The organism is Maritimibacter alkaliphilus HTCC2654, assembly GCF_000152805.1.
GTDB lineage: Bacteria > Pseudomonadota > Alphaproteobacteria > Rhodobacterales > Rhodobacteraceae > Maritimibacter > Maritimibacter alkaliphilus.
Window position 1 is genome coordinate 3,044,100 of the sequence record NZ_CH902578.1, and the last position, 25,305, is coordinate 3,069,404.

Consider the following 25,305-nt stretch of genomic DNA (forward strand, 5'->3'; position numbering starts at 1 on the left):
TTCGCTGTCTCGCGGCCCCGAATTTAGGTCAGAGCCACTCAGGTATCGTATCGCGGGCCAGCATCTCTTCATAGGTGGGACGCGCGCGTATGACCGCAAAGTGATCCCCGTCCACCAGCACCTCGGGGATGAGGGGGCGCGAGTTATACTCCGACGCCATCACCGCGCCGTACGCGCCCGCCGAACGGAAGGCGACCAGATCGCCCGCGCCCAAGGGCGGCAGATTGCGCTGCTTGGCGAAGGTGTCGCCCGTTTCGCAGACCGGGCCGACGATGTCGTGCGGAGCCTGTTCGACACCCGGCGCGGCCTCGATCACCGGCACGATGTCGTGGTGCGCGTCATACATCGACGGGCGCACGAGGTCGTTCATCGCACTGTCGAGAATAAGGAAATCACGGCCTTCGCCATGCTTCAGATAGATCACCGAACTGACCATGAGGCCCGCGTTGCCCGCGATCAGCCGCCCCGGTTCGATCTCGATCTCGCAGCCCAGATCGCCCACCGTCTCGCGGATCACCTGCCCGTATTCAAGCGGCAGGGGCGGGGCCTGATTGGAGGTCTCGTAGGGAATGCCGAGCCCGCCGCCGAGGTCCAGCCGAATGATCTCGTGCCCGTCCTCACGCAATCCGTGAGTGAGGTCCGCGACCTTCTCGTAGGCTGCGCGGAAAGGCGCCAGATCGGTCAGCTGTGATCCGATGTGGACGTCGATCCCCACGGCTTTCACACCGGGGAGGCCGCGAATCTCGGCATAGACCTCGCGCGCCCGCGCTATGGGAATGCCGAACTTGTTCTCGGACTTGCCGGTCGCGATCTTGGCGTGGGTCTTGGCGTCGACATCCGGGTTCACACGGATGGTCACCGGGGCCACCGTGTCCATCGACATGGCGACCTCGTTCAGCGCCAGAAGCTCCGGCTCGCTTTCCACGTTGAACTGGCGGATGCCGTTTTCCAGAGCGAGGCGCATCTCGTCGCGCGTCTTGCCGACGCCGGAAAACACGATCCGGTCGCCCGGAATGCCGGCGGCCAGCGCGCGGCGATACTCACCGCCCGACACCACGTCGGCACCGGCCCCCAGATCGCCCATCAGCTTGACGACGGCGAGGTTGGAGTTGGCCTTCATCGCATAGCAGATCAGGTGATCCATGCCCGCTAGCGCCTCGTCGAACACCTGATAATGGCGGCGCAGGGTCGCGGCGGAATAGACGTAGAAGGGCGTGCCGACACTGCGGGCGATATCGGTGATCGACACGTCCTCGGCGTGCAGAACGCCGTCCTTGTAGATGAAGTGGTCCATTCCGGCCCCCTGAGAAATGCCCGAACGCCCTACACCGCGCGAAACCCGCGATCAATGAGGATCGAAGGCGGTTTCCTTTGGAGAATCGACCGGGCCGGTGCTTTCATGGGCTTGGCAGCCGGACACATCGGAAGGGCCAAGCCATGGACACGCGCGAATTCGCAGACCTCGAGCGCCGGGAATGGGCCGATGCAGATGTCGCGCAGTCTTATGCCAATGCCTTTGCCAAAGCCTCGGACATGGTGGTGCCGCATCTGGTGGCGGCGGTGGACACTGGACCGGGGCGGACCGTGCTCGACCTTTGCTGCGGCCACGGCAACGTCGCGGCGGGGCTTGTCGCAACGGGCGCGGATGTGACCGGGCTGGATTTCTCGGCCGCCATGCTGGACCTCGCGCGGGCCAATGTCCCGGATGCACGCTTCGTCGAGGGCGACGCCATGACCCTCCCATTCGCAGGCGCGGACTTCGATGCGGTGACCATCGGTTTCGGAATGCCGCATCTGCCCGACCCACCCGCCGCCCTGCACGAGGCGCGGCGCGTTCTCAAACCCGGCGGCAGGATCGCCTTTTCCGTCTGGTGCGGGCCCGAGGTCGACACGGCGCTGGGCTATGTCTTCGACGCCATCGCCACGCATGGCGACCCGTCCATCGTTCTGCCACCGGGGCCGGGGGCGAACGATTACGCCGACCCCGACACGGCCTATCCCGCATTGGACGCCGCCGGTTTCACGGCGTTCAGCTGCGAAACGGTCCCGGCACGCTGGGACGTCACCGATCCCGGCGCGCCCTATGACTTTTTCCTCGAAGGCACGGCGCGGGGCGGGGCGCTTCTGCGCCCGCAGCCCGACGCACAGGCCCGCGCCATTCGCGCAGCGGTCGTCGCCCGCGTCCGCGCCAATCATGGCGATGGCCCCCGTTGGAACGTTCCCATACCGGCTGTCGTCACCTCGGCGCGCGCGATTTAGGGCAATCCCGCCTGTGGATAAGTGATTATCCGCGGTGAGCGAACGGAAAACCCGGTCTCGTTTCCACGCCAAACCCAATTCCCGAGAAAACCAACCTTTTGTCCGGAACGCATCACAGTCTTGCCCGATTTGGCGGCGATACAATTTCTTGTTGGGGCGATGACTGTAGAAAGATCAATTATGGACCGACTGACCGAAATGGAGGCCTTCGCCACTGTCGTGGACCAAGGCGGCTTCACGGACGCGGCGAAGAAAATGGGGATTTCCAAGTCTGCCGTCTCCAAGCACGTATCCTCGCTGGAGGCGCGCCTCGGTGCCCGCCTTCTCAATCGCACCACGCGCCGCGTCTCGCCGACCGAAATCGGTCTGGCCTACTATGATCGCGCCCGCCGCGTTCTGAACGACGCGGGGGAGGCCGACGCACTGGTGACCTCGATGCAAAGCGCGCCCTCGGGCCTTCTGCGCATCTCGGTGAACACCGACTTCGGCGTGAACCACCTGTCGCCGGTTCTGGGCCAGTTCCTTCAGGACTTCCCGGACGTAAACGTGAACATGGTTCTGAACAACCGCTACGTCGAGCTGATCTCGGAGGGCTTCGACATGGCCATCCGCGTGGGCGAGATGGAAGACAGCAGCCTGCGCGCCCGCAAGATCGCGGACACGACCCGGCGCATGGTCGGCAGCCCGAACTACTTCCAGAAATACGGTCGCCCGATGCGCATCGACGACCTGAACGAACACAAGCTTCTGCACTACAGCTCGCAATCCTCGGGCAACGTGTGGAAAGTGCCGGCCCCCTCGGGCGAAGTGCGTCAGGTGCGCACCGCCGGGTGGCTTTCGGTCAACGACGGTCAATCGCTTCTCAACGCCGCAATCGCCGGTCTCGGCATCGCTTACCTGCCCTCCTTCCTCTACGCCGACGCGCTGGAGCAGGGGCTGGTCGAGGACGCGATCCCCGAGCTTCCGATGGATGTGCAGGGCATTTACGCGGTCTACCCGCCGGGCCGTTTCACCCAGCCCAAGGTCCGTGCCTTCATCGACTTCCTTGTCGCGGCATTCAACGACAAGGGCCCCGACAACTGGTAATACGGACGGTCGGTCCAGACTTTCCCAGCCTGACATAAGGGCAACCTGAGCACCAGAAGGATGGCAGTCCTCTGGTGCTCGTTCTTTTTTGAAGGCGACGACCCTTCGGGTGCGAATGTCTTTTGCGCGACGTCTCGGGTAAGGTTAAACTGTTAAGTATGAGCGAATTACCCTGGATCGACATCGCGTCTTATGTCGCCTCGTCCCTGGTGTTCGTTGCCTTTTTCATGAAGGCGATCCTGCCGCTCAGATTGATGGCCATCGCATCGAATGTCGCCTTCATCGTCTATGCCTTGGGCGCGGGGCTTGTTCCGATCCTCGTCCTTCACCTTTGCCTCTTGCCCCTCAATGCCTGGCGTATTCTGCAACATATGGCGGTCGTGCGGCGTGTGCGCGATGCCGCCACCGGAGCGCCTGACATTCGCAAGATCCTGCCGCTGATGCAGATGCAGACCTATGGCGCGGGCGACGTGATCTTCCGCAAGGGCGATCCGGGCCGGTCGCTCAGGTATCTGGCGGAAGGTCGCGTTCGGTTCGACGAAGTGGGGGTCGAGATCGGCGAGGGAACCGTTTTCGGCGAGATCGCTCTGTTCCTCGATACCCAAAGCCGCACCGCGACCGCGACCTGCCTGACCGACTGCACGGTTTATCGGTTGTCGAAGGAAAAGGTGATCGAACTCACCGTGCTCGATCCGGGTTTCGGGCTGTTCCTGACGCGCATGGTGGCCGAGCGTCTTCAACAGAATGTCGAGGCGACGCGGTCTGCCTAGGTCGGGCGTCGCGCGGTCCACATGCTACCGGCCTGTCGCCCCGCATCGCAAGCGAGAGCGAGCGCCCCGCGCGGGGTGAAGGAGTAGATCCGAACCTTGGTCGCTTCGACCCCCTGATCCGTCCAAGTGCGTTTGAAGTCGTCGAGCCGCCCCTGAAAGTCGATCCTCGACACACCCTTCCCGGCCAACTCCCGCAACAGATAGAACTGTTTCAGGATACCGGGCGCATACTTGCGGTAGTCTTCGTCATAGGCGGTCTTGTGTGCCCAGTAGGTGCCGCCATAGAGCTCGCCGATGCTCATGGCGATGGATTTGCCGTCGAGATCGAGAAAGGTCAGATGCAGCCGCCCATGTTCGGCCAGCGTGCGGCAGTAGAAGCGGAAGAAGCTTTCCTGCTGCGGGTCGGTCGCAAGCGCGACCCCGGCGCGGGATTTCCACCCGCTTGCCTCGATCGCGAGTGCGGTGTCGAGCAGGGCGTCGACGTCCGACACGGACGGTGTCAGAAACGCCGTTTCTAGCTTTCCAAGCTCCGTCAGCCGTCGTTCGCGCCGGCGGATGGATTGCGCGGTCTTTTTCTTCAGGTGCTGCGACGGGTCCGTCCACGTCGTGTCGAGGTTCAGCCACGGCTTTGCCAGCCCCGGCAGCGGGCGTGTCAGCACCAGTGCGCGGCCACGGGCCTCGTCCCGAAGGGCGGGGATGAGGGGCGAATGCGCCGGATAGTCGCCAAGCGTGATCGGGGCCCCGAAACCGATGAGGGCACGGGCAATCGCGGGAATAGCCGCTTCCGAACGGCGCGGAATTTCGACCCCGCCGCCTTCGTTACCCAGCAGGCTATACCAGCCGATCGCGTCGCGCCGCCGCATCAGGGGGATGAGTGCCTCGGGCCGCTCCGCATCGCCGACAAGGATGATCTTGGACTTGTCGCGCACCCCGTAGGACTTGAGCGAAATGTCCGACCAGACGCGCAGGTTCATCGGCGTGCGCCGATCCTCGGGCACGACCGCATCCCATGTGGCGGCCGAAACTTCATCGAGATCGACCGTGCGTATCGGCTGAAGTGCGTCCAGCGTTTCGGACTCCTCGCGTCCCAGTGTGCCCGAAGGGGTCATGTCGTCGGCAGTCAGCATATGTTCGGTCAGGTCTCGATAACAGTCTGGGAGGCCAGTGGTTCGAAGTGATCGAAAGTCAATTTACGGAACAATCCGGCGATAACATGGCAATTGACCCGAAAATGCGCGCGCTATTAAGTGGACATAAGTGACCAGATAAGGGGGCCAAGATGAAACTCGAAGGTAAGGTGATCGTCGTCACGGGCGGCGGAAGCGGCATCGGTCAGGAGCTGGTGCTCGCACTTCTCAAGCGCGGCGCACGGGTGGCCGCCGTAGACCTGCGGATGGAGGGGCTCGACGAGACGGCGGCCAAGGCGAACGCCGGGGATCGGCTTTCGCTGCACGAGGGCAATATCGCGGATCGGGAGGCGGTCATGGCGCTGCCCGCTGCCGTCGAAGCGGCCCATGGCGCGGTGGATGGCCTTATCAACAACGCGGGCGTCATCCAGCCTTTCGTGGATTTCGCGGATCTCGACATGGCGGTGATCGACCGGATGGTGAACGTGAACCTCGTTGGTCCGATCAATGTGACCAAGGCGTTCCTGCCGTCGCTCTTGGCGCGGCCCGAGGCGCATCTGGTCAACGTGGCCTCGATGGGCGGGTTCATCCCCTTTCCGGGGCAGACCATGTATTCAGCGACCAAGGCGGGCGTGAAGCTGCTGACCGAAGGCATCTATGCCGAACTGATGGACACGAAGGTCGACGTGTCCTGCGTCATGCCGGGCGCCGTGAACACGCATATCGCCGAGAATTCGGGCATCGAGATGCGCGGCGGTGCCGATGCGTCGAGTGCGCGCATGACGTCGGCCCCCGATGCGGCCCAGATCATCCTCGACGGGATGGAGGCGGGCAAGCTCCACATTCTCGTCGGGTCCGATGCCAAGATGCTGTTCCGTCTCGTGCGGCTCGCCCCGGCTTGGGCCATCGGGTTCATCCAGAAGCAGATGGCGAAAATGGTGAAGTGACGCCTAGTCGGTCGTGACGAGGATCGCCTCGACGCGGCGATTGAAGGTGCGCCCCTCGTCCGACTGGTTCGAGGCGAGGGGGGAGAGATAGCCGATCCCTTCGGCTTCCAACTGGCTCGACGGCACACCGTGCGCGGTGACGAGCCGCTCGAGCACCGACGTCGCGCGACGTTTCGAGATCGCGATATTCGCCGAGAGCGGGCCTTCGGCATCGGTATGCCCGACAAGGGCCACGCGCCGGGTCGGGTGGCTTTTCAGATAGGCGGCGAGGTCGGTGAGGCTGTCATACGTGCCGTCACCCAGAGCCGATGATCCGGTTTCGAACCTGAGATCGGTCAGAACGTAGCGCCCGACGCTTTCCATCGCCTGACCCACGTCGCCAAGCGCCTCCTGCGGCACGGCGGTCTGGGTTTCGGGCGTTTCGGCTTTGGACGAGGTGACGGTGGGGTCAGGCAATTCACCACGAGGTCCGACCTCGATCACCTGAATGTATCCGGCGCTTGCGGATCGGCTGACCAATACCGACGCGAACATGCCGCTGTCGCCGGGGACGTGGGCCGACAGGAACATGAAGTCGCCAAGGTCGACATGCATTTCGGGTTCGTGGACGACATCGGTGTCGAAACGGAAGTCGTAGCCTCCGCAGCTATCCTCATCGCATTCGAACAGGATGTCGTAGCCGTCGTCGATCAACTGATGACGAAAACCCAACATGATCTGATAGCTGGATTGCCCGGTGCCGCCGATCCGGTAGGCCCGGGTCAGAACCGCGCCCTCGGTGCGGATGGTCGGCATGACGTCGCCATTGTGGGCGCCGATCGGCAGATCATAGGTTCCGCCCGTCTCGCGCTCCTCGAACCTGAGCGCGGCGCCGGACGGCAGCAGCACTTCGGCCGCGACCGGGGAGGCGAGCCAGAGGCACGCAAGAGCGAAGGGGGCGGGACGGATCATCGGGCCTGCGCGTGATACTCGTCGTTGGGTTGCATGTCCGTCGCGGCGGCGACCCGGTTCGACATATTGTAGAACCCGACGGTCGACGCGATGTCGAAGATGTCGCGATCCGAGAAACCCACGTCGCGCAGCGCCTGACGGTCGCTTTCCTCGATCTTCGCCGGTGTCTCGGTCAGTTTTTCGGCGAAATGCAGCATCGCGTCCTGCCGTGCGTCCAGATGGGCAGCGCGGAAGTTCATCACCATCGCCTCGCCCAGCTTGGGGTCGCCCGACAGCTGGCGCACGGCGGCACCGTGGGCGACGAGGCAATAGAAACATTTGTTCACGCTCGACACCACGACCGCGATCATCTCGCGTTCCAGTTTGGACAGGCCGGAGTCGCCCAGCATCAGGTCATTATACATCGCCGTGAAGGCGTTGAGCTTGGTGATGTCGAAAGAGTAGGCGCGCAGGACGTTCGGCACCATGCCGAGCTTTTCCATGCAGATGTCGAAGTATTTCTGCGTCGCCTCCGGCAGCGGATCGACGGGCGGCAGGTTCAATGCACCCAAGGGTTCGCTCATGTCAGGCCTCCTCCGATTTGATCCGGTAGTGATATTGCCCGCGCAACGTCATGCCAAGTGCGGCATAAAGCGGGTTCGCCGCGGTATTGCCCTGCGTCACGGCAAGACCGATCACGTCGGCCCCGTGATCCAGCGCCCAGACGGCGCAGCGTTTGACGATCTGCCGGGCCACGCCTTTGCGCCGCTCGTCGGGGAGGACGTGAAGCGCGTGGATCAGGGCGAGGTTGTCGCGGATCGCCACGAACGCCGCCCCGCCCGGATAGTCGCCCGACCGCATCAGCACCCCGGCTTTCGGGTCGCCCGCACGTTCCATCACCGCCTGACGTTCCGGCCCGATGCCGCCATCCTGCCAGATGTCGCGGATCAGGTTGAGCGGCGGCCACATGGCATAGCACATGCCCATCTTGAACGCGCCGTCACCGGCCAGTCGCCGCGCATCGGCAGCCCAGAGGTTCGTGGGGTCCTTCACCTCGTAACCATGCGCGGCGAGCAGGTTGTCGAGCGCCCCCTCACCGTCGCGCACCATGAATTGCGGCGTCTGGCCGAGCGCCCGCATGGCCGCTTCGGCCGTCGGCAGGTCGGCTTCGGTGACGGGCCAGTCCTCGGTGGCCGACGACACGCGGCTTCCGCCCCCCTTGCCTTCGCGGATGGTCCAAGCCCCTTCGCGATGGATCGAGGCGGGCGGCCAAGTGGCCAAGACAGCTTCGACAAGGGTTCGGCTGTCGGGGAGGGGGACGTGGCTCACGCGAGGTTTCCCGGAAAAAGTTCGGCCAGCTTGACCATGGCCGCATCGACCTCGGACCCGTCATGGCCCCGGATCACGATGTTCGAGCCGAAAGCGCCGTTGTGCTGGAACGGGTAGGAGCCGATGGAAAGAGTCGGATGCGCTTCGGCCAGCCCGCGCAGAGGGCCGGCGATCTCGCCCTCGGGCAGTTCGATCCGAAGGGTCTGGCTTAGAAGCGGTGCGCCCCCCTTTATGGTCGGCAGAACCGAGGCGACCATCGCTTCGAACACGCTGGGCACACCGGCCATGACGTGCACGTTTTCGATGGTGAAGCCGGGGGCGACGGACACGGGATTTTCGATCAGCGTCGCGCCGTCGGGTATCCGCGCCATACGCATCCGTCCTTCGGTCGCCTCGACCCCACGGCGCTCGAAGAACGCTGTGAGCAGCGCGCGCGCGTCATCGCGAATGTCGATATGGACACCAAAGGCTTCGGCCACGCAGTCCGCGGTGATGTCGTCATGGGTCGGGCCGATCCCGCCCGATGTGAACACCTGATCGTAGGCCTCGGACAGGGACTTCACCGCGTTCACGATGGCGTCGCGGTCGTCGGAGACCACGCGCGCCTCTTTCAGATCGATCCCGTGCTGCGTCAGCGCCTGCGCTAGGACATGCATGTTGATGTCGCGGGTGCGGCCCGAAAGGATCTCGTCTCCGATGACGAGCATCGCGGCGGTGGGGTTTGTCATGTCTCGCTCCCGGTATGGCGTGGCGCGAATCTAGTCGCTTTTGCCGGGGGCCAAAAGGCCGAGTTGACCGGGGATGGGCGAAGGTTGGCCGGGCGGGGCGGGCCGCCCGGCCAGATGGATCAAAGCCGTTCGATGGCGATGGCGATGCCCTGACCGCCGCCGATGCACATGGTGATGAGGCCGATCTTGCCGCCGGTGCGCTCAAGCTCGTACATCGTCTTGACCGTGATGATCGCGCCGGTGGCGCCGACCGGGTGGCCCAGTGCGATGGCGCCGCCGTTCGGGTTCACCTTGGCTGGGTCGAATTTCAACTCGTTCGACACGGCCAGTGCCTGCGCCGCGAACGCTTCGTTCGACTCGATTACGTCGAAATCGCCGACCGAAAGGCCCGTGCGCTGCATGAGGTTCTGCACCGCCGGGATCGGGCCAATGCCCATGACCTCGGGCCGCACGCCCGCATGGGCGTAGCCCAGAATGCGGAACTTCGGCGTCAGGCCCGCCTTTTCGGCTGCCTCGGCGCGGGCGAGCACGATGGCCGCTGCCCCGTCGTTGATGCCGCTCGCGTTGCCTGCGGTGACGCTGCCGTCCTTCTTGAACGCAGGGCGCAGTCCGGCGAGAGCTTCGGCGGATGTCTGTTTCGGGTGCTCGTCGGTATCGAAGGCAACGGTGTCGCGCTTCACCTTCACCTCGACCGGAACGATCTGGTCCTTGAAGTAGCCCGCCTCGATGGCTTTGGCCGCGCGGGTTTGGCTTTCCAGCGCGAAGGCGTCCTGATCCTCACGGCTGATCCCGCATTCGCCCGCCACGTTTTCGGCGGTGACGCCCATGTGGCCGGTGCCGAACGGGCAGTTCAGCGCGCCCAGCATCATGTCCTGCGCGCCTGCGTCGCCCATTTTCTGACCCCAGCGGGCCTGCGGCAGGATGTAGGGCGAACGGCTCATGCATTCCGCACCACCCGCAAGGCCGAAGTCGGCGTCGCCCAGCATCAGGTTCTGGGTCACCGAGACGATGGCCTGCGCGCCGGACCCGCACAGGCGGTTCACGTTCATGGCGGGGGTGGTGTCGGGCACGCCCGCCTCCATCGCCGCAACGCGGGACAGATACATATCGCGGGGTTCGGTGTTGATGACGTTGCCGAAAGCGACGTGCCCGATCTGGCCGCCCTCGACGCCGGCGCGGGCGAGCGCCTCTTTCGCCGCCGTCGCGCCGAGTGTGATGGGGGGCGTCCCGGCCAGCGATCCGCCAAAGGTGCCGATGGCGGTGCGTGCGCCGCCGAGAATTACGATGTCAGTCATGAAGTCCTCCGTGTATACGCCGACCATCTACAAAATATGCAAATAGTCCATCAGAACGTTCCGTCAGCCGGATCTCTTTCCCGCGTCCGGGTGGTCAACAGGACCACCGCATCGCGGAAGGCGTCGTACTTGTCACCCAGAACGTCACGTAGTTCGGCGTCGTAGCCCTGCGCGATCGGGGCGAGCGTCTCGATCATTTCGCGCCCCTTGTCGGTCAGGGTAAGCTGGACGAGACGTCTGTCGGTTTCGTTCACAACCTTCTTGACGTATCCGCCCGCCTCGAGCCGCGTGGCCGCCCGGCTGACCTTGGGTTTGTCCATTCCGACCCGGCGCGTGATCTCGCGCACCGAAACGGCGTCTTCCTGGCTGAGATGCGCGACGACGCGCCATTCGGCAACCGTGATCCCGTAGCGTTCGCGATAATGGTAGGAAAACCCGGCGCTGACGGCCCGCGACAGTTCGTTCAACTGGTACGGCAGAAAGGTTTCGAGGTCGAATTTCGTCACGGGCATCCCCCTTTTGGCGGACATATGACGTGAAGGATCGCTAGGGCGCAAGGCTCGCACCCTTGTCATTCCCCGCGCTTTCGGTCCATCTGGCCGGACGCGGAACGGGAGGAGGACCACATGCGCGCCGGGATCGTCACACTCGTGGTGGCTTACGTGTTGAGCCAGTTCTATCGCGCCTTCCTTGCCGTCATGGCGCCGGTGCTGAACGCCGACATCGGCGCGACGCCCGAGGATCTGAGCCGTGCCTCCGGCCTTTGGTTCCTCGTCTTCGCCGCGATGCAGATTCCCGTAGGCTGGCTTCTGGACAACGTGGGGCCGAAAAAGACCTCGTCGATCCTTTTCGGGATCGGCGCTGCCGGGGGCGCGGCCCTTTTCGCCGTGGCGCAGGGGCCGGGCACCGTGAACATGGCGATGGCGCTGATCGGTATCGGGTGTTCCCCGGTCCTTATGGCCAACTACTTCACCTTCGCCCGCGTGTTCGAGCCGCGAGTCTTTGGCACGCTCGCGGGCGTCGTTCTGGGCACGGGCACGTTCGGAAACGTGGTCGCGTCCTATCCGATGGCCTGGGCGGTCGAGACGATGGGGTGGCGCGAAACCATGTGGGGACTTGCTGCGATCAGCCTGCTCATCGCGCTGGTCATGGCGGTGCTGGTCAAAGACCCGCCGCCGTTCGAGCATGAGCCGGGGGCCAAGAAGGGCTCGGTCCTCACGCTGCTCGCCATTCCGGCGCTGTGGTTCATCATCCCGATCCAGATCGTCAACTATGCCCCCGCCGCAGGTCTGCGCGGGCTTTGGGCGGGACCGTATCTTGAGGATGTCTTCGGCCTGACCTCGAACGGGATCGGGATCGTCACGCTGGTCATGGCGCTGGCGATGATCGCGGGCAACTTCCTTTACGGTCCGGCGGACCGCCTGTTCGGCACGCGCAAATGGGTGATCTTCTTCGGCAACGGGCTGGCGGCTTTGAGCCTGTTCGGCCTCTGGCTCTTCCCCGACAACAGCGTGGTGACGACGACGCTCCTCCTGTCCGCCGTGGGGCTGTTCGGGGCGTCCTTCCCGCTCATCATGGCGCACGCGCGGGCGTTCTTCCCGCCGCATCTGGCAGGGGCCGGGGTCACGCTCATCAACCTGATGGGGATCGGGGGCGTGTCGCTGTTCCAGTTCGCGTCGGGAGGCATCTTCGCGGCAACGAAAGAGGGCGCAGCCTCGGCGGCCGCGCCCTATCAATCGTTGTTCCTGTTCTTCGGCATACCGCTTCTAGTCGGGCTGGCGATCTACCTCTTCAGCACCGACCGCACGGATTAAGCGGCGCTCCGGCTCCGCGAACGGCGGCGGCGCTGGCCGCTGCGGGCCGGCTTCTTGGCGCCCTGACCCTCGGACTTCGGTTTGGCTGCCGCTTTGGGCTTGCCGCCACCGCGCCGCGGGCCACGCCCGCGACCGCCGCCACCGCCATTGCCGCTGCGACCCTGTTTCGGGGGTGCGAGTTCTTCGGGCCGGTTGCCGCCCAGAACCGGAATGTCGATCTTCATCAGCTTCTGGATGTCGCGCAGGTAGCCAAGCTCATCGCCCGTGACGAGCGAGATCGCGTCGCCATCGGCGCCCGCACGCGCGGTGCGGCCGATCCGGTGAACGTAGTTCTCGGCCACGTTCGGCAGGTCGAAGTTGAACACGTGGCTCACGCCCGGAATGTCGATGCCGCGTGCGGCCACGTCGGTCGCCACGAGAACGCGGGCCTTGCCGTCACGAAACGCGGCAAGCGCCCGGTCGCGCTGACCTTGGCTCTTGTTGCCGTGAATCGACACCGCGTCGAAGCCAGAAGCGCAAAGCTGCTTCATCAGCCGCTCGGCCCCGTGCTTGGTGCGCGCGAAGACCAGCGACAAACCGTCCGGTTCGTCCGAAAGGTAGGCTTTCAGGATGTCGATCTTGTCGCCCTTGTCCTGCGCCCAATGCACGCCTTGGGTGATCTTGTCGGCGGCCTTGCCCGGCGCGGCGACCTGCACCTTGACCGGATCGGTCAGGTAGGCGCGGCTGAGTTCCTCCATCTGTTTCGGCATGGTGGCGGAGAACAGCATGGTCTGGCGCGGCGTGCCAAGTTCCGGCGCGATCCGGCGCAGGGCGTGGATGAAGCCCATGTCGAGCATCTGGTCGGCCTCGTCGAGCACCAAGAACGTCGCCGTGTCGAGGCGCACGGCCTTGCGGTCCATCAGGTCGATCAGGCGGCCGGGGGTGGCCACCAGAATGTCGGTGCCTTTGGCGAGGATCTGAACCTGCTTGTTGATCGACTTGCCGCCGACCACGGTGTTCACCTTGATATGCGTGCCTTTGACATAGGCGATCAGGTTGTCGGCGATCTGGTTCACCAGTTCGCGCGTCGGGGCGAGGACGAGGGCGCGCACGCCCTTGGGCTCGCGCTTGTCATGGCCGCCGAGAAGCTGTTGCACGAGCGGCAGGCCAAAGGCCGCCGTCTTGCCGGTGCCGGTCTGGGCCAGACCCAGAACGTCGGTGCCCGCAAGGGCGTGGGGAATGGCCTGCACCTGAATGGGCGAGGGGGTCTGGTATCCCGCAGCCTTCACGGCGGCGAGGAGTTTCGGGTCGAGCCCGAGATCGTTGAAGGTCGTCATGTTGTCTTTCCGCGAAGCGCAAAGGCTCCGCCTGTCCGGCGCATCGGCGCCGTCATCGCTGGGACGCGCACGGGCCTCATGACAAAGCGATTGCCTGCCACCGTCCGGCGCGAAGCCCCCCGCGTGAAATGGGAACCTGTATCGGGGCGCTTCGCCCCTGCATCCTGACCCTGCCGCCCATGTTTTTGGTCATTGTCGTGGCGACGGCGGCTCACGCGGCCGCGGTCAGGATGAGCGGCATATCGGGCGTGCCGTCACAAAAGTCAATGGAGCCTGTCACGAATGGTGAGCGATGAAACTCTTTCACCTCTCTCTGCATTCCTGTATCAGCGCCCGAAACCTGAGACACCGAAAAGGAGAGCCAGATGGGCTACAAGGTCGTCGTCTGCGGCGCCACGGGGAACGTGGGTCGCGAAATGCTCAACATCCTGGCCGAGCGCCAGTTCCCGGTCGACGAGATCGCCGCGCTCGCGTCGCGCCGGTCACTGGGAACCGAGGTGAGCTTCGGCGACAAGACCCTGAAGACCCAGGACCTCGACCAGTTCGATTTCTCGGGCTGGGACATGGCGCTGTTCGCCATCGGGTCGGACGCCACCAAGAAATACGCGCCGATCGCCGCCAAGGCCGGTTGCGTCGTGATCGATAACTCGTCGCTCTACCGCTACGACCCGGACGTGCCGCTGATCGTGCCGGAGTGCAACCCCGAGGCCGTGCACGGCTATTCCAAAAAGAACATCATCGCGAACCCGAACTGCTCGACCGCGCAGATGGTCGTGGCGCTGAAGCCGCTGCATGACCGTGCCAAGATCAAGCGCGTCGTTGTCTCGACCTATCAGTCGGTCTCCGGCTCGGGCAAAGACGCGATGGACGAGCTGTGGAACCAGACCAAGGGCATGTTCGTGCCGGGGCAGGAGGTCGAGCCGTCGGTCTATCCGAAGCAGATCGCGTTCAACTGCATCCCGCAGATCGACGTGTTCATGGATTCGGGCGACACCAAGGAAGAGTGGAAGATGGTCACGGAGACGAAAAAGATCGTTGATCCGTCGATCAAGGTCACCGCGACCTGCGTGCGCGTCCCGGTCTTCGTCAGCCACTCGGAGTCGGTCAACGTCGAGTTCGAGGAATTCCTCGACGAGGACGAAGCCCGCGAAATCCTGCGTCAGGCGCCGGGCCTGCTTGTCGTCGACAAGCGCGAGCCGGGCGGCTACGTCACCCCGGTCGAGGCTGTGGGCGACTTCGCCACTTTCATTTCGCGCATCCGTCAGGACGTCACGATCGAGAACGGCCTGAACTTCTGGTGCGTGTCGGACAACCTGCGCAAGGGCGCGGCGCTGAACGCGGTTCAGATCGCCGAGCTTCTGGGCCGCGAGGTTCTGAAAAAGGGCTAATCGTCCTCGATCAGAATGAGATCATCGTCGCCGTCGGGGGAAACTCCGGCGGCGATGTCGTTCAGGATTTGCTGCATCCGGTGCGGATGGCCCGGCATCGGGCAACGGAATTTGCGCACCAAGCGCGCATAGGCAAAGCCAAGCTCAGACGATTTGCACAGCCGCGCGCCGGTCACCCGGTCATGGATGGTCAGGCCCCCGCCTGCGGGCCGGACCTCATACCCCTTCAGCGATAATCTCCCGGCAAGGTCCGCCCATCCATGCGCACTGGCCATCTCTGCTGCGAGGAGCCGCTGAAGGCGGGCGACGAGCGGCTCATCCGCCCGGTTGGGCGTCTTCGCCCCGATGTTGCGTTTCAATTCCTTCTCGACCAGCCCGCGCACGATCTGGCCCGGCGTCAGGTCTCGCGCTTCGGCAATACGCTCAAGCCCACGTATCATTTCGGGCGGCATGGACAGGGTGACGGGTTCAAGGGTCATACCCCACCCTCCCGCATCGTCCTTAACGATCGGTGAATTCGCGCCGACGAAAATCCCGGCGCTATGCCCGCGCCCCGCCCCGCGTTAGCGTGCCTTCACCTCAATTCAGGAGAGCACCCAGTCATGCGCGCCACCGTTTCCCTCATCGCTCTGATCGCCGCCGTTCCCGCTAAGGCCGATACCTTCTTCGCGCAGGCCCCAGTGGCCGAAGCGATCATCTATCCCGACGGGGCGACACTGACCCTGCGCGCCGAACTCGATCTGCCCGCGGGCGAGCACGTCGTCATGGTGCCTTACCCCGAGGCCGACGGCATGGGCAGCCTGCCACGTATCGCGGTGAGCGAGGGCGTGGTGGTCGGCGCCCTGGGTTTCCGGCGCGACGTGGTTTCAGACGCGCGCGACCTTTATACCGATGCGCAGGAGGAAGCAGCCGCCCAGATCGACCGGGCCGAAGAGGCGCTCGAAGCCAAGATGGACGAAATCGAGGTGGCTCGGGTGGACCTTGCGGCCTTGCAGGCCAAGGCCGACTATCTTGTGGCGATCACACCGCCGGCCGAGGCGACGGCGGAGGAAATCCTCGCCATCGCAGACCTCGTCGCCACGCAGACAGCCGAAACCCGCGCCGCGCTTCTCGTCGCCAAGGCTGCCCTGCGGCCATTGGAGGAAGAGCTTTCCGATCTGAAGGGTGACCTTGCCGCGGCCCAAGCCGCGCTCACCCGCCTGTCCCCGCCGACGACCGAGAACGACATGCTGACCGTCGAGGTCGTCGTCGCCGAAGCGGGGCCGGTTGCGCTTGAGATGACCGAGCAGAGCTGGGCCGCTGGCTGGCGCGTGGATTACGACATGAACCTCGACCGCGAGGCGGGCGAGATCACGATGGACCGCAAGCTGATCGTCACGCAGGACGACCGGCGGGCTTGGACCGATGTGGCGCTGACCCTGTCGACAGCACGGCCCAACGACCGCATCGCGCCAAGCGAGGTTTACCCGGACATGGCCGACATCTTCGACCCCGACGAGCGTCGCCCGATCCCGATGGCCCCGCGCGCGGAAATGGAGATGGCGGACGAGGATATGGCCGTCGCGGGAATCGTGGCCGAACCCGCGCCGATGAAGACGGCCGGTTTGCAGATCGACGGGCTTGCGGTGTCCTATGTCTATCCCGACCCGGTGACCATCGCGCCGGGCGAGGCGGCCGAACTTGCGCTCGACACGCTGACCATACCGGCCGATGTCACCATCGAGGCCGCGCCGCGTTGGGACGAGACCGCGTTCCTCATGGCCGAGTTCACGAACGAGACCGGCGAGCCGATCCTGCCGGGCGAGGCGAGCCTGATGCGCGACGGTCATTTCGTCGGGCGCATGGCGATCCCGATGATCCCGGCGGGCGGCGACGAGGAACTGGCGTTCGGCCCGATGGAAGCGATCCGGCTCGACACGATCCTCAAGCGCAATGCGGAAGGGGACGCGGGGATCATCAACCGATCCTCCACGCGCGTTCAGGAGATCACCTTCACCGTCGAGAACCTATCGGACGAACCGCAGGAGGTTCGCGCGCTCTTTCCGCTGACCTTCTCGGAAAAGGAGGATCTGGAGGTCGAAATCGTCGCGTTGCCTGCGCCGGACGAAACCGACGTCGATGACCGCCGGGGCGTGTCGGCCTGGGATCTGACGCTTGCGCCGGGCGAGACGCGGGAGGTCGAGATCAAGATCACCCTCGACTGGCCCGAGGGGCAGGTGCTCAGTTGGAACCCGTGACGACCGGTCGATTTTAACTCAACTAAAATCGTTTCCTTGAGGCACCGTTTCGCCGCAAGTCAGCGCGATTTGTGACCGAATTCTTAGCGAGAACGTAGGGGTCGGCGGACAAGCCGACCCTGCGGCAAAGCCCGCTCGGCCCGAGAGGCCCCAGCCGGAAACCGGTTTCCCCTTCTTCAGAACAGCGGGCCAACAGCGGCCCCGAGCAAGGACCGGATCGTCATGAACAGCATCGTCATCGCCTTTCCCAAGACACGCGCCGCCAATTCCAATGCGCCGCGTCTGCCTATGGCTGCCGCGAACATCGTGTCGCTCGAACGGTGGAAAGGCCGCACGCGCCCGCACCGCACCGCGAACGGCGTGTTCTTCATGACCCGTGTCCTCGCCACCTCCGGCGATTTCGCCTGATCCAACATTCCGGGAGAATTACCATGACCGCTTTTAACGCCACCACGACCACCGTCCTTGAAAGCGAAGGGTGTGAGGATCTGCCGATCGTCGAAAGGGTTCGCCGGGGCCGTCTGGCCGCGCTTGCCGCACTGCGGGCCGTGACCGCCGACTCAGGCAACGTCGTGTCCATTTTCGACGGCAGCCTGCCCAAGCGCGCGGACCGTCCGGTTTTCCATACCTGCCGAAAAGCCAGTAAAAACAAGCTCCCGCCGCTGATGCTTACGAATCCCATTGCGGCGTGAATGCGACTCACTTGTGTCGGGGGTCATGGCAGGGCCGCATTTGAACCGGCTGGTTACCGCGAACTAGGGCGAAGGTGGGTCTGAAAGGGGCAAAAACCGGTATTTTTAGGTGTCGAAAGGGTGAAATGCCCCAGTCTTGCCCCATTTGAGCACATTTCCCGCCCGAATCGGGGCGCAGCTTTGTCCTCATCGGAACAGAAAAGTGCCAACGAGGTTTAGAATGGCTGCCACCGCTCAGAACCAGAAAGACGAAAAGGTCGTTCGCTTCCCGAAGCCGTTCAAAGGCATCGCGAACCGCGACCGGAAAAAACGTCTGCCCGAGCTGTCGAGCACCGACATCGAGGATTTCTTCTCGAATGCCGACAGCAAGGGCACCATCAAACGACTAGCGGCCTGACCACCGCGCTCTCCTGACCACCTGACCAAACCTGACCACACGGCCACACAAAAACAAAACGGCCACAAAATCCTGGGGAAACCAAAATGACCAACGTTATCGACTTCACCGCCTACGCCGCCAAAGCTCCGAAAGCTGCCGCTGGCAATGTCTACCAGAACAACGTCGTGTCGATGGCCGACTGGAAAGCCGCCGCGAATGCCCGCCGCTGCAACCACGTCACCACCGACGTCCTCGCCTCCGGCGGTTCCGTCGCCTGAGCGACTGACCCCGACGCCCCCCAACGACACCCCTGAATTCTGGAGACACCCCAATGACCCTCATCGAAAAAGCCCGCGCCGGACGCCTTGCCGCTCTCGCTTCGCTGGATGCCGCCAACGACCACGCCCACAATGTGGTTTCCATCTTCGACTTCGAACCTGTGAAAAAGGCCCAGCCGATCCCGGCCTTCAGCTCGATCCGTTCGCAAGGCTCCGTGGTGCGCCTCGCCGCCTGATCGGCCCCGACAGTCGGAAAGACGGATGCGGACGCCCTCGCCGCATCCGTTTTTCATTTTCGGGACAACGCTTCGCGAAAACGGACCGCCCGCCTGACGAGGGTCAGGACCGTCCCGATCAAAACCACCCAAAGCGCAAGTTCCAAGGTCGCATGACCGGCGATCCGGGGCAGCGCAATGGCCAGAAGCGCCGCGACGGTCATAGCCGCCATGCGGTGCGGTTTCGCCATCGGGCCTGAGAAATCCGCTTCCAGCCCCTGCGCGACACGTGCTTCACGGACATAGGCCGTGCCGACGGCGACCGATCCGACCGCCCAACCGAGCGCGGGGTTGTCGACGGCAAGACCCGCACCGACGAGTATGGCGACATCCGCGATCCGGTCGGGAAACTCGTTCCAGAACGCGCCGTCCGCGGACGCTTTCCCCCCTTCGACCGCCACCATGCCGTCGAGCAGATTGCACAGTAGGCGCAACTGGATCGCTGCGGCCGCAACCACCAGCCACCCATCGGCGACACCGCGCGATGCCCAGAACGCCACACAGGCGAGGCCGGCGAACAGCACGGAAGCCTTCGAGATCGCGTTCGGCGTGACCCGCGTCCGGGCCAGCCCGCGTGCCAGTGCTTTGGCCCAGCCCGCGCTGCGTGTCGCAAGCGGGCGGCGGGTCACTGTGCCCGGCTCGGTGCGAAGGACCGCCGAAGGGTGAAAGTGTATGTCGCGCCATAGATCGTGGCGACCGTGAAGGGCACGATAACCGTGGCCCAGAAGGCGGGCGTGCCTGCGAGCGTGTGGATCACGGTGAGCATGGTGGCCGAAATCGTGCTTGCCGCAAGCGTCGGCGGCAGCACGCCCGTCGTGCGTTGGGCCACCCATTCCAGCGCTTTCTTGATGAAGAACGTCATCGTGCCCGTGATCGCCCCCTGCACCAGCCCGGCGATCAGGGCGGCCGGCCAAGGATGACCGAGGTTCGCGATGAAGGCCCAGCCCCCCATCAGGAGAACGCCCGCAAGGACGTGAGCGATATTCGAATGCAGAACTGCCATTAGACCGACCAGAAATACCTTACGACGTGGAAAAATACGGGCGCGGAAAACACAACGGAATCAAGACGATCGGTAAAGCCTCCGTGGCCTGCGATCAAGTGCCCCCAGTCCTTTACGCCCTTATCCCTTTTGATAGCCGACATTACCAATCCGCCGAAGAATCCCATGAGAGTGACGAGAATGGCAAGTAAGGCTGCCTGCCATATGGCGAAGGGCGTGAGCCATGCGAGGAGCGCCCCGAGGGCCGAGGCCGAAAGGACGCCGCCTGCGAACCCCTCCCACGTTTTCGACGGTGACAGGGACGGGGCCACCGGGTGACGCCCGATCAGCTTGCCCCAGACGTATTGCAGCACGTCCGAGCCCTGAACGACGACGACGAGCCATGCGATCAGCAGCACTTCGCGGCCTTCGAAGCCCGGAATGTCCAGCGTCAGAAGCGCCGGAACGTGGGAGGCGGCGAAAACCGCGACCATCAGGCCCCATTGGGTTTCGGCCACGCGGCTCAGAAAACGCGAGGTGTCGCCGCGCAGGGCGACGAGGATCGGCATGAAAAGGAAGGCGTAGACCGGGATGAAGATCGAATAGAGGCCATACCAGTCGATGTAGATCAGCCAGTATTGCACCGGGATGACGACGAAGAACGATACCAGAAGCGCCCAGTGGTCGGCGCGGGCCTTGACGGTGAGGGTCAGGAACTCGCGCAGTGCCGCAAAGGACATCAGTGCGAACAGAACGACGACGCCGATACGACCGAACAGAAGCGCGAGCGCCAGAAGGATCACCATCGCCCACCACGAATTGATTCGGGCGTTCAGGTTTTCGATGACCGTGTTCGTGCCGTCCGCGTCGAAGCGACGGCGCAGCACCTCACCAAGGCCTGACGCCAGCGACAGAACCACCACGACGGCGAGCAGGAGGCGAAAGAACTCTTCGGGGGCGTTCATGCGTCACGCTCCGGCTTGAGGGCGACCAACGCCTGTTCGGCTCGCTTCAGGAACGCCTCTTTCGTTTCCCCGTCGCCCAGATGGATCGGCGTGCCATAGGTGACCGTGCACAGCAGCGGCACCGGAACGATCTCGCCCTTGGGCAGGATGGCATTCAGGTTTTCGATCCACGTCGGCACGAGATCCACCTTGGGCCGTTTCGAGGCGACGTGGAACAGCCCCGTCTTGAACGGCAGGAGCGGTTCGGGCCCCATGTTGCGCCCGCCTTCGGGAAACAGGATCAGACTGGAGCCTTCGTCCAGCGCGCCGACCATGAGCTCGACAGGGTCTTCCGCCCGGTTTTCGGGGTTCCGGTCGATGAGCACGGCGCGAAACACGTCGCGACCGGCGAACGCGCGAAGCGGCGACTTGAGCCAGTAGTCGGCGGCGGCCACGGGCCGGGTGCGGTCACGTAAAGCAGGGGGCAGGACGGCCCATGCGAGCACGAAATCCCCGTTCGACGTGTGGTTGGCGTAATAGATGCGTTGGGCGGGAACCGGGTCGATCCCCGCCCAGATCGCCCTAGGGGCCGTGACCAGCCGGGCGAATAGAACGATGGCATGTCCTGCGACGAGCGCCGCGAAGGCTTTCAGTCCTCGCAGCGCCCGGTGCATCAGACCGGCTGGAAGGAGTCGGTTTCGGTTTCGTAGAACAACAGCCCGCCTTCCCCGATGTCGTGCCACAGGCCATGCAGCGAAAGCTCTTCCTTCTTCACGGCGTCCGCCACGAAGGGGAAGGTCATCAGGTTGTCGAGCGACACCTTCACGGCTTCTTTTTCAAGGTGATCGACGCAATCCTGCCCGGAGTGGTGATCCTTGATCCGGTCGTAACCCGGTTGCAGCACGTCCATCCAGCGACCGACGAAACTTTCGGGCGCCTTCAGTTCGGGCGCGGCGCCGGTGGCCATGTCGTAGAAGCCTTTGACGCCCCCGCAGGACGAATGGCCGATCACGATGACATGCGCGACCTTGAGTGCCGTGACGGCGTACTCGATGGTCGCCGAGGTGCCGTGCCGATTCCCGTCCGGTTCATAGGGCGGCACGAGGTTCGCGATGTTGCGGTGAATGAAGAATTCACCCTGATCGGCGCCGAAAATCGACGTCACGTGCACGCGGCTGTCGCAGCAGGAAATAATCATCGCGCGGGGATGCTGCCCCTCGCTCGCCAATCGGCGATACCATGATTTGTTCTCGGAATAGCTCGTCGCTTTCCAGCCTTGGTAACGCTGGACAAGATATTTCGGAAGCGGTCTCGCGTGGTCCATGCTTCTCCCCGTTGTTGCGCGCGGTCAAAGCTGTTTAGGCGGATTTTTCGGGAAATTCGAGTGATTTCAAGATCACGCGGAAACCTTTTCTTGAGGCTGAGGGTGCACGGTTCATGCGCTTTGAGGGGAAAGGGTGAAGGTGATGTCAGTTGCCGTTTTGAAATTGGCCGAAGCGGTCGCGCTCGACCGCGACCAGTTGGAGGTGCTTTACCGGCAATTGGGTCCGGTCGGGGCCGACAAGGTCGTGCAGCACGCGCTCGAGGAATTGTCGGCGCTGCTCGAAGCCCTGCCGGGGGATTATCGCGATGGACGCTTCGACGATCTCACGGCCGGGGCGCGCGCGCTTGCCGCCGTGGCGCAGCAGGTCGGCATGACAAAGCTTGCGCGCGTGTCGCGTGATTTGTCCGATCTCTCCTCCGGGCGCGACGCCCCGGCGCTGGGCGCTGTCATCGCGCGGCTGGAACGGATCGGGGATCGGTCACTGGTCGCTGTCTGGGATATGTCGGACGGGATCGGCTAAGGGGCGCAGGCCCCGCGCGGCCCCCGTTGCAGGTGCCCGCACATGGGATAGGGTGGCGCGGTCGACAATCTGACCGGAGCCAACATGAGCCTGACATTCGCCGCACCGACCGATGATGCCATTCCCCTGACGCTCGTGGCGAAGGAGTCGCTTGCGAAGGTCAAGGAAACCCTGCCGGACAGCCATGCGGCATGGCTCGACGCAAGCGGCTATTCCGCAGGTCTTGGGGCGGTGCTCGTCTTGCCGGGCAAAGACGGCAAGATCGACGGCGCTCTCGTCGGATTGGGCGATGCCAAGGCGCGCGCGCGAATGCGGTTCGGCACGGCAAAGGCCCGCGCGGCGCTGCCGGAGGGCACCTACCGGCTTGTCACGGACCTGACCGGCCACGCGCTTGACGAGGTCGCGTTGGGCTGGCTCCTCGCCGGTAACACGTTCGAGAAATACACCAAGCACCCCGCGCCCAAGGCCGAACTGATCGCGCCCGATGGGGTCGATGCGGCCCGGTTGCAGGCGATCGCGGCGGGTGAGGCATTGACCCGCGATCTCATCAACACGCCCGCGAGCGATATGGGGCCGGCGGACCTTGCCGATGCGGCCCGTGCGCTGGCGGACGAATTCGGCGCCGAGATCGACGTGATCGTCGGCGACGATCTGATCGAACAGAACTTTCCGATGATCCACGCGGTCGGCCGCGCCGCCGCCCGTGCGCCGCGCCTGATCGACATGCACTGGGGCGAAAGCGGGCCCACCCTGACGCTGGTGGGCAAAGGCGTGTGCTTCGACACCGGGGGGCTCAATCTGAAACCGGGCGCGTCGATGGGCCTTATGAAAAAGGACATGGGCGGCGCGGCGACCGTGCTTGGCCTCGCGCGGATGATTATGGCGCTGGGGCTGAAACTGCAATTGCGCGTTCTGATCCCCGCGGTCGAAAACGCCGTCTCGGGCGATGCTTTCCGACCGGGCGATATTCTGACCAGCCGCAAGGGGCTGACGGTCGAGATCAACAACACCGACGCCGAGGGGCGGCTGGTGCTAGCCGATGCGCTGGCGCTGGGGGACGAGGATATGCCGGACCTGATGGTTTCGATGGCGACGCTGACGGGGGCCGCGCGGGTGGCGGTCGGCCCGGACCTCGCCCCGTTCTATGCGACGGACGAGATGGATGCCGACGCGCTGCGCGTGGCCGCGCCGAAAGTGGCGGACCCGGTCTGGGAAATGCCGTTCTGGACGCCGTATGACGCGATGATCGAACCGGGGATCGCCGACCTCGACAACGCGCCGAAGGGCGGGTTCGCGGGGTCGATCACGGCGGCCCTGTTCCTGAAACGCTTCGTGACCGACACCGACAGATACGTGCATTTCGATATCTTCGGATGGCAGCCTTCGGCGGCCCCGGCACGGCCCGTCGGCGGTGTGGGACAGGGCGCGCGCGCGCTCCTCGAAGCCCTGCCCGGGATGCTGAAACTGTGACCGACCGACGGCTTCTGAAATCGAACGGTCGCGTCGCGCATGTGTCGTTGCGGGGTCAGGTCGACGCGGAAGCCTTTGTCCAAGGCGAGCGGCGGAGTGTGGCCGTTCCCGTCGCCACGCTCAGAGATGCCTTGGACCCCGCCAAACGTCTGCGGGAACTGGTGCTCCACGACACCTTCGTCGTGCTCGACGAGACGGATGGGCGCTGCTTCGGGTTTGCCGAGAAAGACGGCTATGTCGGCACCATCGCGTCCGACCTGCTCGCCGAACCCGGTTTTGAGCCGACCCACGTCGTCTCGGCGCGTCAGAGCTATCTGGTCGGTTCGCCCGAACTCAAGACCGGAGACGAGGCTTTGCCGATTTCGCACGGCTCCCGACTGACCGTCTTCGCAACGCATGAGGGCGGTCGTTGGGGCGAGGTGGACATGCGGCGGCGCCCGAGCGAGATCGACAGGCACAAGACCGGACGCACGCAATATGTGCCCATGGCGCACCTGCGGCCCATCGCCGAGGTCGAAAGCGATCCGGTCGCTGTCGCCGAGCGGTTTCTGGGAACGCCTTATCTGTGGGGCGGGAATTCCGGGTTCGGACTGGATTGTTCAGGGCTGGTTCAGGCCGCTTTTCTCGCCTGCGGTCTGACTTGTCCGGGTGACAGCGACATGCAGATGTCACTCGGTGAAGCTGCCGAAGGTCCGGCGCGGCGCGGCGATCTTCTGTTCTGGAAGGGTCATGTCGCGATGGTCGCGGACGAGACGCGGATCATCCATGCCAACGCCCGTGCGATGGGGGTCACATACGAGGACATGGAGGCGGCGATTGCAAGGATCGAAGCGCAGGGCGATGGCCCGGTGACGGCGCATCGGCGCCTGCCGTAATCACTCGACCGCGCGGATCAGCTTGCGTTCGAGCACGCGGAGCACCGTCTTGAGGTCCGCGCCACGTTTCAGGATCTGCCCGTCCATGCCGATGACCGAATACTGGCCCTGCTTTCCGCGCAGCTTCGGCCGTTTCTCGATCCGGTAAAGCGGGTTTTCGGCGGCTCTGCGGAACACCGAAAAGATCGCGACGTCTTTCAGGAAACTCATGCCGTAGTCGCGCCATTCGCCGGCGGCGACCATGCGTCCGTATAGGCCAAGAATGATGGAGAGCTCGTGGCGGTTGAATGCCACCTTCTCGTCTACGTTACGAGGGAACGGAGTGGGCGCGTTCATAGGG

31 protein-coding genes are annotated in these 25,305 nt (G+C 64.3%); 15 read left to right on the forward strand and 16 right to left on the reverse strand.

The features are described from left to right. Window positions 1-28 precede the first annotated feature (28 nt). Entirely contained in the window at window positions 29-1,294 is a 1,266-nt protein-coding gene (gene lysA, locus RB2654_RS15890; RefSeq protein ID WP_008333709.1) for a diaminopimelate decarboxylase, read from the reverse strand. Between the two features lie 143 nt (window positions 1,295-1,437). On the opposite strand from lysA, the gene RB2654_RS15895 reads away from it, so the two are divergent. The 3 genes from RB2654_RS15895 to RB2654_RS15905 all read left to right on the forward strand — a co-directional run bounded on the left by RB2654_RS15895 (window position 1,438) and on the right by RB2654_RS15905 (window position 4,115). Then, on the forward strand, window positions 1,438-2,259 hold the full coding sequence (locus RB2654_RS15895) for a class I SAM-dependent methyltransferase (protein WP_008333710.1): 822 nt from the start codon (window positions 1,438-1,440) through the stop codon (window positions 2,257-2,259). Between the two features lie 180 nt (window positions 2,260-2,439). Then, window positions 2,440-3,345, forward strand: coding sequence for a LysR family transcriptional regulator (locus RB2654_RS15900; RefSeq protein ID WP_008333711.1), 906 nt, complete (start codon window positions 2,440-2,442; stop codon window positions 3,343-3,345). A gap of 158 nt (window positions 3,346-3,503) precedes the next feature. Further along, window positions 3,504-4,115: a Crp/Fnr family transcriptional regulator gene (locus RB2654_RS15905; protein ID WP_008333712.1), complete on the forward strand. Its 612-nt coding sequence runs from the start codon at window positions 3,504-3,506 to the stop codon at window positions 4,113-4,115. On the opposite strand, the gene RB2654_RS22520 is transcribed toward RB2654_RS15905, so the two are convergent. Then, entirely contained in the window at window positions 4,112-5,242 is a 1,131-nt protein-coding gene (locus RB2654_RS22520) for a GNAT family N-acetyltransferase (protein WP_008333715.1), read from the reverse strand. The two genes, RB2654_RS15905 and RB2654_RS22520, sit on opposite strands and share 4 nt — an antisense overlap. Window positions 5,243-5,394: 152 nt before the next feature. Here RB2654_RS22520 and RB2654_RS15915 point away from each other — a divergent pair, with 152 nt between their 5' ends. Next, window positions 5,395-6,189, forward strand: a complete 795-nt coding sequence (locus RB2654_RS15915; RefSeq protein ID WP_008333716.1) for an SDR family NAD(P)-dependent oxidoreductase — start codon at window positions 5,395-5,397, stop codon at window positions 6,187-6,189. Window positions 6,190-6,192: 3 nt separating this feature from the next. On the opposite strand, the gene RB2654_RS15920 is transcribed toward RB2654_RS15915, so the two are convergent. The 6 genes from RB2654_RS15920 to RB2654_RS15945 form a co-directional block, all read right to left on the reverse strand. Beyond that, a complete protein-coding gene (locus RB2654_RS15920; RefSeq protein ID WP_008333718.1) occupies window positions 6,193-7,140 on the reverse strand; it encodes an OmpA family protein in 948 nt (315 codons plus the stop codon). Beyond that, on the reverse strand, window positions 7,137-7,703 hold the full coding sequence (locus RB2654_RS15925; RefSeq protein ID WP_008333720.1) for a peroxidase-related enzyme: 567 nt from the start codon (window positions 7,701-7,703) through the stop codon (window positions 7,137-7,139). Before RB2654_RS15925 ends, RB2654_RS15920 begins: the two co-directional genes overlap by 4 nt. A gap of 1 nt (window position 7,704) precedes the next feature. Next, window positions 7,705-8,448, reverse strand: coding sequence for a GNAT family N-acetyltransferase (locus RB2654_RS15930; RefSeq protein ID WP_050771979.1), 744 nt, complete (start codon window positions 8,446-8,448; stop codon window positions 7,705-7,707). Further along, on the reverse strand, window positions 8,445-9,176 hold the full coding sequence (locus RB2654_RS15935; protein ID WP_008333724.1) for a competence/damage-inducible protein A: 732 nt from the start codon (window positions 9,174-9,176) through the stop codon (window positions 8,445-8,447). Before RB2654_RS15935 ends, RB2654_RS15930 begins: the two co-directional genes overlap by 4 nt. A 119-nt stretch (window positions 9,177-9,295) precedes the next feature. Then, window positions 9,296-10,471, reverse strand: coding sequence for an acetyl-CoA C-acyltransferase family protein (locus tag RB2654_RS15940; protein ID WP_040885769.1), 1,176 nt, complete (start codon window positions 10,469-10,471; stop codon window positions 9,296-9,298). Window positions 10,472-10,521: 50 nt separating this feature from the next. After that, on the reverse strand, window positions 10,522-10,983 hold the full coding sequence (locus RB2654_RS15945) for a MarR family winged helix-turn-helix transcriptional regulator (RefSeq protein WP_008333729.1): 462 nt from the start codon (window positions 10,981-10,983) through the stop codon (window positions 10,522-10,524). A 114-nt stretch (window positions 10,984-11,097) separates the two neighbouring features. On the opposite strand from RB2654_RS15945, the gene RB2654_RS15950 reads away from it, so the two are divergent. Continuing rightward, a complete protein-coding gene (locus RB2654_RS15950) occupies window positions 11,098-12,285 on the forward strand; it encodes an MFS transporter (RefSeq protein ID WP_008333730.1) in 1,188 nt (395 codons plus the stop codon). Here RB2654_RS15950 and RB2654_RS15955 read toward each other — a convergent pair. Next, complete coding sequence (locus RB2654_RS15955; protein ID WP_008333733.1) at window positions 12,282-13,601, reverse strand: DEAD/DEAH box helicase; 1,320 nt, start codon at window positions 13,599-13,601, stop codon at window positions 12,282-12,284. The two genes, RB2654_RS15950 and RB2654_RS15955, sit on opposite strands and share 4 nt — an antisense overlap. Window positions 13,602-13,966: 365 nt before the next feature. Between RB2654_RS15955 and RB2654_RS15960 the strand changes: the two genes are divergently transcribed. Next, window positions 13,967-14,989, forward strand: a complete 1,023-nt coding sequence (locus RB2654_RS15960; protein ID WP_008333736.1) for an aspartate-semialdehyde dehydrogenase — start codon at window positions 13,967-13,969, stop codon at window positions 14,987-14,989. On the opposite strand, the gene RB2654_RS15965 is transcribed toward RB2654_RS15960, so the two are convergent. Further along, complete coding sequence (locus RB2654_RS15965; RefSeq protein WP_008333737.1) at window positions 14,986-15,468, reverse strand: hypothetical protein; 483 nt, start codon at window positions 15,466-15,468, stop codon at window positions 14,986-14,988. The genes RB2654_RS15960 and RB2654_RS15965 overlap by 4 nt on opposite strands. 123 nt (window positions 15,469-15,591) lie before the next feature. Here RB2654_RS15965 and RB2654_RS15970 point away from each other — a divergent pair, with 123 nt between their 5' ends. The 6 genes from RB2654_RS15970 to RB2654_RS15985 all read left to right on the forward strand — a co-directional run bounded on the left by RB2654_RS15970 (window position 15,592) and on the right by RB2654_RS15985 (window position 18,811). Next, window positions 15,592-17,226 carry a mucoidy inhibitor MuiA family protein gene (locus RB2654_RS15970; RefSeq protein ID WP_008333738.1) on the forward strand — a complete coding sequence of 545 codons (1,635 nt, stop codon included), beginning with the start codon at window positions 15,592-15,594 and terminating at the stop codon, window positions 17,224-17,226. 222 nt (window positions 17,227-17,448) lie between these two features. Then, a complete protein-coding gene (locus tag RB2654_RS15975; protein ID WP_008333739.1) occupies window positions 17,449-17,634 on the forward strand; it encodes a hypothetical protein in 186 nt (61 codons plus the stop codon). Between the two features lie 23 nt (window positions 17,635-17,657). Then, window positions 17,658-17,918, forward strand: coding sequence for a hypothetical protein (locus RB2654_RS15980; RefSeq protein ID WP_008333740.1), 261 nt, complete (start codon window positions 17,658-17,660; stop codon window positions 17,916-17,918). Window positions 17,919-18,138: 220 nt separating this feature from the next. Next, complete coding sequence (locus RB2654_RS23440; RefSeq protein ID WP_008333741.1) at window positions 18,139-18,315, forward strand: hypothetical protein; 177 nt, start codon at window positions 18,139-18,141, stop codon at window positions 18,313-18,315. Window positions 18,316-18,401: 86 nt separating this feature from the next. Next, complete coding sequence (locus RB2654_RS23445) at window positions 18,402-18,575, forward strand: hypothetical protein (protein WP_008333744.1); 174 nt, start codon at window positions 18,402-18,404, stop codon at window positions 18,573-18,575. Window positions 18,576-18,628: 53 nt separating this feature from the next. After that, window positions 18,629-18,811: a hypothetical protein gene (locus tag RB2654_RS15985; protein ID WP_008333746.1), complete on the forward strand. Its 183-nt coding sequence runs from the start codon at window positions 18,629-18,631 to the stop codon at window positions 18,809-18,811. Window positions 18,812-18,864: 53 nt separating this feature from the next. Here the strand turns inward: RB2654_RS15985 and RB2654_RS15990 are convergent, their stop codons facing one another. The 5 genes from RB2654_RS15990 to RB2654_RS16010 are packed head-to-tail and all read right to left on the reverse strand — an operon-like array spanning window position 18,865 to window position 22,100. Then, window positions 18,865-19,479 carry a CDP-alcohol phosphatidyltransferase family protein gene (locus RB2654_RS15990; RefSeq protein ID WP_008333747.1) on the reverse strand — a complete coding sequence of 205 codons (615 nt, stop codon included), beginning with the start codon at window positions 19,477-19,479 and terminating at the stop codon, window positions 18,865-18,867. Beyond that, window positions 19,476-19,853: a hypothetical protein gene (locus RB2654_RS22965; RefSeq protein ID WP_008333749.1), complete on the reverse strand. Its 378-nt coding sequence runs from the start codon at window positions 19,851-19,853 to the stop codon at window positions 19,476-19,478. The genes RB2654_RS15990 and RB2654_RS22965 overlap by 4 nt, the downstream gene beginning before the upstream one ends. Next, window positions 19,853-20,797, reverse strand: a complete 945-nt coding sequence (locus tag RB2654_RS16000) for a phosphatidate cytidylyltransferase (protein WP_008333751.1) — start codon at window positions 20,795-20,797, stop codon at window positions 19,853-19,855. Before RB2654_RS16000 ends, RB2654_RS22965 begins: the two co-directional genes overlap by 1 nt. Continuing rightward, window positions 20,794-21,450: a lysophospholipid acyltransferase family protein gene (locus tag RB2654_RS16005; protein WP_008333753.1), complete on the reverse strand. Its 657-nt coding sequence runs from the start codon at window positions 21,448-21,450 to the stop codon at window positions 20,794-20,796. The genes RB2654_RS16000 and RB2654_RS16005 overlap by 4 nt, the downstream gene beginning before the upstream one ends. Next, window positions 21,450-22,100 carry a carbonic anhydrase gene (locus RB2654_RS16010; protein ID WP_008333755.1) on the reverse strand — a complete coding sequence of 217 codons (651 nt, stop codon included), beginning with the start codon at window positions 22,098-22,100 and terminating at the stop codon, window positions 21,450-21,452. The genes RB2654_RS16005 and RB2654_RS16010 overlap by 1 nt, the downstream gene beginning before the upstream one ends. 142 nt (window positions 22,101-22,242) lie before the next feature. On the opposite strand from RB2654_RS16010, the gene RB2654_RS16015 reads away from it, so the two are divergent. From RB2654_RS16015 to RB2654_RS16025, 3 genes are all read left to right on the forward strand, one after another. Then, window positions 22,243-22,620, forward strand: coding sequence for a hypothetical protein (locus tag RB2654_RS16015; RefSeq protein ID WP_040885106.1), 378 nt, complete (start codon window positions 22,243-22,245; stop codon window positions 22,618-22,620). 84 nt (window positions 22,621-22,704) lie between these two features. Continuing rightward, window positions 22,705-24,090, forward strand: coding sequence for a leucyl aminopeptidase family protein (locus RB2654_RS16020; protein WP_008333758.1), 1,386 nt, complete (start codon window positions 22,705-22,707; stop codon window positions 24,088-24,090). Next, on the forward strand, window positions 24,087-24,965 hold the full coding sequence (locus RB2654_RS16025; protein WP_008333761.1) for a C40 family peptidase: 879 nt from the start codon (window positions 24,087-24,089) through the stop codon (window positions 24,963-24,965). The genes RB2654_RS16020 and RB2654_RS16025 overlap by 4 nt, the downstream gene beginning before the upstream one ends. Here RB2654_RS16025 and RB2654_RS16030 read toward each other — a convergent pair whose 3' ends face one another. Further along, window positions 24,966-25,301, reverse strand: a complete 336-nt coding sequence (locus RB2654_RS16030) for a DUF2794 domain-containing protein (protein ID WP_040885109.1) — start codon at window positions 25,299-25,301, stop codon at window positions 24,966-24,968. Between the last annotated feature and the right edge of the window lie 4 nt (window positions 25,302-25,305).